This is a genomic window from Pseudomonas sp. CM25 (assembly GCF_013179705.1).
Taxonomy (GTDB): Bacteria; Pseudomonadota; Gammaproteobacteria; order Pseudomonadales; family Pseudomonadaceae; genus Aquipseudomonas.
In genome coordinates this window covers 1-6,450 of the sequence record NZ_JABMCW010000309.1, presented here as the reverse complement: position 1 = coordinate 6,450, position 6,450 = coordinate 1, and the positions used below count along the sequence as shown (strand labels likewise).

At 60.6% G+C, this 6,450-nt stretch carries 7 protein-coding genes and 1 pseudogene; 5 read left to right on the top strand and 3 right to left on the bottom strand.

The genetic code is table 11. The features are described from left to right. Positions 1 to 382 (bottom strand): acetyl-coenzyme A synthetase N-terminal domain-containing protein (locus tag HP546_RS23950; RefSeq protein WP_306125592.1); only part of this gene is annotated, 382 nt, incomplete at its 3' end. A 397-nt stretch (positions 383 to 779) separates the two neighbouring features. Between HP546_RS23950 and HP546_RS23945 the strand changes: the two genes are divergently transcribed. Next, a complete protein-coding gene (locus HP546_RS23945; RefSeq protein ID WP_003260110.1) occupies positions 780 to 1,034 on the top strand; it encodes a DUF2790 domain-containing protein in 255 nt (84 codons plus the stop codon). A 155-nt stretch (positions 1,035 to 1,189) separates the two neighbouring features. Here HP546_RS23945 and HP546_RS23940 read toward each other — a convergent pair whose 3' ends face one another. Beyond that, entirely contained in the window at positions 1,190 to 2,749 is a 1,560-nt protein-coding gene (locus tag HP546_RS23940; protein WP_172230358.1) for a sigma-54-dependent transcriptional regulator, read from the bottom strand. A gap of 256 nt (positions 2,750 to 3,005) precedes the next feature. On the opposite strand from HP546_RS23940, the gene phhA reads away from it, so the two are divergent. The 4 genes from phhA (at position 3,006) to HP546_RS23925 (ending at position 5,800) form a co-directional block, all read left to right on the top strand. Continuing rightward, positions 3,006 to 3,794, top strand: a complete 789-nt coding sequence (gene phhA / locus HP546_RS23935; RefSeq protein WP_172230356.1) for a phenylalanine 4-monooxygenase — start codon at positions 3,006 to 3,008, stop codon at positions 3,792 to 3,794. A 39-nt stretch (positions 3,795 to 3,833) separates the two neighbouring features. Continuing rightward, positions 3,834 to 4,190 carry a 4a-hydroxytetrahydrobiopterin dehydratase gene (locus tag HP546_RS23930; protein WP_008096719.1) on the top strand — a complete coding sequence of 119 codons (357 nt, stop codon included), beginning with the start codon at positions 3,834 to 3,836 and terminating at the stop codon, positions 4,188 to 4,190. 191 nt (positions 4,191 to 4,381) lie between these two features. Then, positions 4,382 to 4,510, top strand: a complete 129-nt coding sequence (locus tag HP546_RS31515) for a hypothetical protein (protein ID WP_015271274.1) — start codon at positions 4,382 to 4,384, stop codon at positions 4,508 to 4,510. A 90-nt stretch (positions 4,511 to 4,600) separates the two neighbouring features. Continuing rightward, on the top strand, positions 4,601 to 5,800 hold the full coding sequence (locus tag HP546_RS23925; protein ID WP_172230355.1) for an MFS transporter: 1,200 nt from the start codon (positions 4,601 to 4,603) through the stop codon (positions 5,798 to 5,800). A gap of 157 nt (positions 5,801 to 5,957) precedes the next feature. On the opposite strand, the pseudogene HP546_RS23920 reads toward HP546_RS23925, so the two are convergent. Further along, positions 5,958 to 6,450, bottom strand: a pseudogene (locus tag HP546_RS23920) (hypothetical protein); the annotation flags it as partial.

Sequence of the window (6,450 nt, the reverse complement as noted above, 5' to 3'; positions counted from 1 at the left end):
CCTGGCCACGCAGGGCGTTGGCGAACTTGCAGACCTGCTCGTGCAGTTCGCGGTAGGTGATGTTGCGGTGCTCGGAAGGGTCGTCGCCCTCCCAGATGATCGCAAGCTGGTCGCCACGCTCTTCAAGGTGGCGATCCAGGCAGTTGGAGGAAACGTTCAGAGTGCCGTCGGCGAACCATTTGATATCGACGTGGTGGTCGTCGAATGAGGTCTGCTTGACCTTGGTGAACGGCTTGATCCAGTCGATTCGCTGGGCCTGCTCGCGCCAGAAGCCGTCCGGGTTGATCACCGATTGCTGGTACATGGCCTTGTAGGTGGCCTCGTCGGTCAGGGTAGTGGCCGCAACCTCGGGACGAACGGGATACAGTGGAGCCGCACTCATCTGTGTTACCTCGGTGTAATAGTTGTTTTTGTATGGGACCGTTTGTAACTGTACCAGAGCGACAAAAGCCATTCGACGTTGGTAGTAATTTGGCACGCGCGTTCCGGCAGGGCGCTCTGGCGCGGGCATTACAGCCCGGCAAAGAAAAAACGAGGGTATTTACCACAGGATTGTTACAGATTCTGTCAAAACACTTTATCAAAAGACCCACTGTTTCAGCGGCCGCCCTGGTCATAAAATTCACCTCGCCAGCAACGGCAAGGCGATTAACAACTGGTAACAGCCCCCACGAAGGCAAGCGTTAATCCCCCTCTCATCCTGATAGTTAAAACTAGTTGTACTCGCGGCGCCATCAGCGCCGCGTGCCCCCTCACGACCTTAGACAGGTAAATGGAAAATGAAAGCTTTACTGGTATTGGTACTTGGTAGTCTTTGCGGCGCGGCGATGGCCGGCGAAGCCAAAGATGCCGAGCAGATTCCGGTTGAACAGTACAGTTACTCTCAGCACCTGGACATTGCCCGCGTCATTTCCATGAGCGAAGTGCCCAATGTGTGCGAAGTTGTGCCAGCGCGCATGACCTACGAGGACTCCAAGGGCCAAAAGCACATTCTCGAATACCGCGTGATGGGGAACGGCTGCTCCAACGGCTGAAAACCTTTGAATTGGGGGCCCTGCGGGCCCCACTCGCGGGTAAACCCGCTCCCACAGGTACAGCGCCAGCTTCACGATCGGCGTGGTATCTGTGGGAGCGGGTTTACCCGCGAAGCAGCCCCCGCCGAATTAACAGGCTATCAACTAACTACTTCTTAATTTTCCGACTTGCCCAAGGAGTAATCCCTCAACTTGTTGGCAATCGTAGTATGTGAAACACCCAATCTTTTTCCTAGCGCCCGGCTACTGGAAAACTCCCCCATCAAACTTTCCAGCACCGCTTTTTCAAACCGACCGACAATTTGCGAAAGATCACCTTCCAGCGAAAACTCCCCCAAAGGCTGGCGCACCCCATAATCCGGCAAGCGAATATGTTCGCCCTTGACCACACCGCCGTCGCATAACGAAACCGCCTGGAACAAAACGTTTTCCAGCTGCCGTACATTGCCCGGCCAGTGGTACTGCGCCAGCTTGTCCATGGCCGCCGGTGCCAGACGCGGCATGGCGCAGCCGATCTGCCGGCTGGCCTGGTCGAGGAAATGCTGCACCAGCCCTTCCAGGCCATCCATGCACTCACGCAAGGGCGGGATATGCAGCGACAGTACGTTGAGCCGGTGGTACAGGTCCTGACGAAACTCGCCACGGGCACACAACTCCGACAGATCCACCTGGGTCGCGCAGATCACCCGCACATCCAGGTACACCTCTTCATCGCTGCCTACACGGCGGAAGCAACCATCCTGCAAAAAACGCAGCAGTTTCACCTGCAGGCGCGGGCTCATCTCCCCTACCCCATCCAGGAACAGCGTGCCACCTGCGGTCAGCTCCAGCAGCCCCAGCTTGCCCTCGGCCCGCGCCCCTTCGAATGCCCCAGGGCCATAGCCGAACAATTCGGTCTCGGCCATCGACTCGGGCAACCCGGCGCAGTTCAGCGCCATCAGTGGCGACTGGCCACGCGGGCTGGCCAGGTGGCAGGCACGCGCCAGCAGCTCCTTGCCAGTACCGGTTTCACCCTCGATGAGCAATGGCGCATCGAGTGGTGCCATGCGCCGCGCTTCCCGCACCACAGCGGCCATTACCCGCGAGCTCTGGAATATGCTGTCGAAGCCACGCAACTCCTGCTTGCGCACGTTGTAGATACGCTCGCCAATGCGGTCGGCGCGGTGCAGGGTGAGCACCGCACCGGCCAGAGCCTCGCTGTCATCGTGTTCGGATTGCAGCGGCGCGATATCGGCCAGGAACACATCGCCTTTGACCTTGATGCGCAGCCCGTTGATGCGCGACTGGTTGGCCCGCACCAGTTCCGGCAGGTCGAAGTCCTCCACATAGCGCGCCAGGGGCATGCCTGGCACTTCGTCCACCCGCACGCCCAAAAGCTGCGCCGCAGTGCGGTTGGCGGCGACGATGCTGCCGCCCATGTCCACCGACAGTACCGGAAAGTCCAGCGCCCCCAGCAATGCATTCAGCTCCATGTGTCGGCGTTCGCTGGGCATCAGCCCCACCCGTTTGACGCCGAACACGCCGGTGATCGCTTCAAACTTCGGCCGCAAGGCCTGGAACTGCAGGTTGATCAGGTTCGGGCAGTGCAGGTAGATGGCATTGCCATGGTCACCGCCCACCTCCCCGCGCAGCACGTTGATACCGTACTCGACGAGCAAGTTGAGAATGTCGCGCAGGATGCCGATTCGGTTCTGGCAATGCACCTTGATACGCATGAGGGCTCTCGAAGCGCCAATGTTTTTCAACACCACGCAGAAATTTCGTAAAGATAAGCTGACAAAAACAACCCAAACATCAGCCGCATGCCCCGAATTTTCCGACACCTGCGTCTTTTTGTAAAATTATCGTTACGAATACCCGGGTAACCACTCTGGCCCGAAGCCGCCAACCCCGGTGCAAAACCGCCGGTAACGGGATATTCCTAAGGCATGTCCTGCACATAACAAGAAAAGCCCTCACCAGGAGAGCCTCATGAAACAGACGCAATACGTGGCACGCGAGCCCGATGCGCAAGGCTTTATCGATTATCCGCAGCAAGAGCATGCGGTATGGAACACCCTGATCACCCGCCAGCTGAAAGTGATCGAAGGCCGCGCGTGCCAGGAATACCTGGACGGCATCGACCAGCTCAAGCTGCCGCATGACCGTATTCCGCAGCTCGGCGAGGTCAACAAGGTATTGGGTGCCACCACCGGCTGGCAGGTTGCCCGGGTACCGGCACTGATCCCGTTCCAGACTTTCTTCGAACTGCTGGCCAGCAAGCGCTTCCCTGTGGCCACCTTCATCCGCACCCCGCAAGAGCTGGACTACCTGCAAGAGCCGGACATCTTCCACGAGATCTTCGGCCACTGCCCGCTGCTGACCAACCCGTGGTTCGCCGAATTCACCCACACCTACGGCAAGCTCGGCCTGGCGGCGACCAAGGAACAACGCGTGTACCTGGCGCGCCTGTACTGGATGACCATCGAGTTTGGCCTGATGGAAACGTCGCAGGGTTGCAAGATCTACGGTGGCGGCATCCTCTCCTCGCCCAAGGAGACCGTCTACAGTTTGTCTGGCGAGCCTGAGCACCAGGCCTTCGACCCGATCGAAGCCATGCGCACGCCGTACCGCATCGACATCCTGCAGCCGCTGTACTTTGTACTGCCGAACATGAAGCGCCTGTTCGACCTGGCCCATGAAGACATCATGGGCATGGTCCACAAAGCCACGCAACTGGGCCTGCACGCCCCGAAATTTCCTCCCAAGGTCGCTGCCTGAACGTCCTTGCCGATAACAACTCGAAGCGGAAACCACACCATGAATGCCTTGAACCAAGCCCATTGCGAAGCCTGCCGCGCAGACGCGCCGAAAGTGACCGACGACGAACTGGCCGAGCTGATTCGCGAAATCCCGGACTGGAACATCGAAGTGCGTGACGGCCACATGGAGCTGGAGCGCGTGTTCCTGTTCAAGAACTTCAAGCACGCCCTGGCGTTCACCAATGCCGTAGGCGAAATCGCCGAGGCCGAAGGCCACCACCCAGGGCTGCTGACCGAGTGGGGGAAAGTCACCGTGACCTGGTGGAGCCACTCCATCAAAGGCCTGCACCGCAATGATTTCATCATGTGCGCACGCACTGACAAGGTCGCCGAAACGGCCGAAGGCCGGAAGTAACCACCTGAAAAATGGGGCCCCAGCGGCCCCATTTTTCATGGGGCAAATGTGCGCTGTTCGCCCGCAAAACCGACAAACGACCGGGAAAAAATACAAACTGTCATCCAGACTTGTGTATCCTGCCCCAGCTTTGCAAAGCCTCACACGCGCCTGGCGCAGACTTTTCAATCACTCTTGCGAGGAACGACGAGATGCATGAGATCCCGAATCTTCCCTTCCCAAGCCTGAACCCAGAAGAGCCAACCGTTACCGTCCACGCCGAACCGGCAGCTGCCGTCGAGCAGGATGGTGACGATCAATCCAGCGCCGACCAGGAATAACTGCGCATCCCCGACTGTGTGAAAACGGCTGACCTGCGGGCAACCTCCGTCATCACGTTTTCACACCGTCCAGAACTCACGTAGGCCGTCATGCCCGATTCACCCCGCCCCGTTGCAGTCACGCTGCAAGTCGTCTCCATCGTCCTCTTCACCTTCATCGGCTACCTGAACATCGGCATCCCGTTGGCCGTGTTGCCCGGCTATGTGCACAACGACCTGGGCTTCAGCGCCGTGCTCGCCGGGCTGGTTATCAGCGTGCAATACCTGGCTACCCTGCTCAGCCGCCCTACCGCCAGCCGCATCATCGACAACCACGGCAGCAAGAAGGCGGTCATGTATGGCCTGTTCGGCTGCGGCCTGAGCGGGGTATTCATGCTCGCTTGCGCCTTCCTCACTCAGCTGCCCTGGGTCAGCCTGGCCTGCCTGCTGGTTGGCCGATTGGTGCTCGGCAGCGCGGAAAGCCTGGTGGGCTCTGGTTCGATTGGCTGGGGCATCGGGCGGGTCGGTGCCGAAAACACTGCCAAAGTGATCTCCTGGAATGGCATCGCGAGTTACGGCGCGCTGGCCATCGGTGCGCCGCTGGGCGTGCTGATGGTCAACGGCCTGGGGCTGTGGAGCATGGGTGTGAGCATCATCCTGCTATGTGCGCTCGGCCTGCTGCTGGCGTGGCCGAAACGCGCCGCGCCGATCGTCACAGGCAAGCGCCTGCCGTTCATGCAGGTGCTGGGCAAGGTGTTCCCCCATGGTTCGGGGCTGGCCCTGGGCTCAATCGGCTTTGGCACCATCGCCACCTTCATCACCCTGTATTACGCCAGCCGTGGCTGGGCCAATGCAGCGCTGACCCTGAGCCTGTTTGGTGCCAGCTTCATCAGTGCGCGGCTGCTGTTCGGCAACCTGATCAACCGGATTGGCGGGTTTCGCGTGGCCATCGCGTGCCTGTCGGTGGAAACACTGGGGCTGCTGATGCTGTGGCTGGCGCCCAGCGCCGAACTGGCATTGGCGGGTGCAGCGCTGAGCGGGTTTGGCTTCTCGCTGGTATTCCCGGCGCTGGGCGTTGAGGCAGTGAACCAGGTATCGGCGGCCAACCGCGGGGCGGCGGTGGGGGCGTATTCGCTGTTCATCGATTTGTCGCTGGGGGTGACCGGGCCGCTGGTGGGCGCGGTGGCGGCGGGGTTCGGGTTTGCTTCGATGTTTCTGTTTGCGGCTGCGTCGGCGGCTTGTGGGTTGGTGTTGAGTCTGTATTTGTATCGACAGGCGCGCCGGCGTAGAGACCGTACAGCAGAAGGCTGACAGTTGTATTGCCGGGGCGGGCCTCTTCGCGGGTGAACCCGCTCCCACAGGTACAACACTGCCCTCAGGCCCTGTGACATCCCTGTGGGAGCGGGTTCATCGAGGCGTCGAACCGCCGCGAATGGGGCTGCCAAGCAGCCCCTAGGCGCCCTGTTGGTCAGCGCTGGGCGTACTGCAACACCACTTCCAGTGGGTGGCGCATCTTGCGCTCGGTCATGCGTTTGACCTGGCTGCGGCACGAGTAACCGGTCGCCAACGGCTCTCCCTCCTTGTCCAGCTTGGTCGCCCACGACTGCTCGAAGATGGTCCGCGAGGTTTCCTGGTTGCGCGCCTCGTGCCCATAGGTGCCGGACATGCCGCAGCAGCCAGTGGCCTCGGTTACCAGGTTCAGCCCCAGGCGGGCGAACACCTGCTCCCACTGTCGGGTACTGGCCGGCACATTGGTCTTCTCGGTGCAGTGCGCCATCAGGCGGAAATTGCCCGGGGCGGTCGGTGCCTGCTCGGGCAGCACATCCATCAGCCATTCCTGCGGCAGCAGCACCTTCGGGCAACCCTCCAGGCCTGGCACCTTCTGGTACTCCTGGCGATACACCAGGGTCATCGCCGGGTCCAGGCCCACCAGCGGCACACCACAGTCGGCCAGGGCCTTG

Coding starts and splice junctions, on each gene's coding strand:
- phhA (WP_172230356.1), top strand. CDS start 3,006: ATGAAACAGACGCAATACGTGGCACGCGAGCCCGATGCGCAAGGCTTT.
- HP546_RS23930 (WP_008096719.1), top strand. CDS start 3,834: ATGAATGCCTTGAACCAAGCCCATTGCGAAGCCTGCCGCGCAGACGCG.
- HP546_RS23940 (WP_172230358.1), bottom strand. CDS start 2,749: ATGCGTATCAAGGTGCATTGCCAGAACCGAATCGGCATCCTGCGCGAC.
- HP546_RS23945 (WP_003260110.1), top strand. CDS start 780: ATGAAAGCTTTACTGGTATTGGTACTTGGTAGTCTTTGCGGCGCGGCG.
- HP546_RS31515 (WP_015271274.1), top strand. CDS start 4,382: ATGCATGAGATCCCGAATCTTCCCTTCCCAAGCCTGAACCCAGAAGAG.
- HP546_RS23925 (WP_172230355.1), top strand. CDS start 4,601: ATGCCCGATTCACCCCGCCCCGTTGCAGTCACGCTGCAAGTCGTCTCC.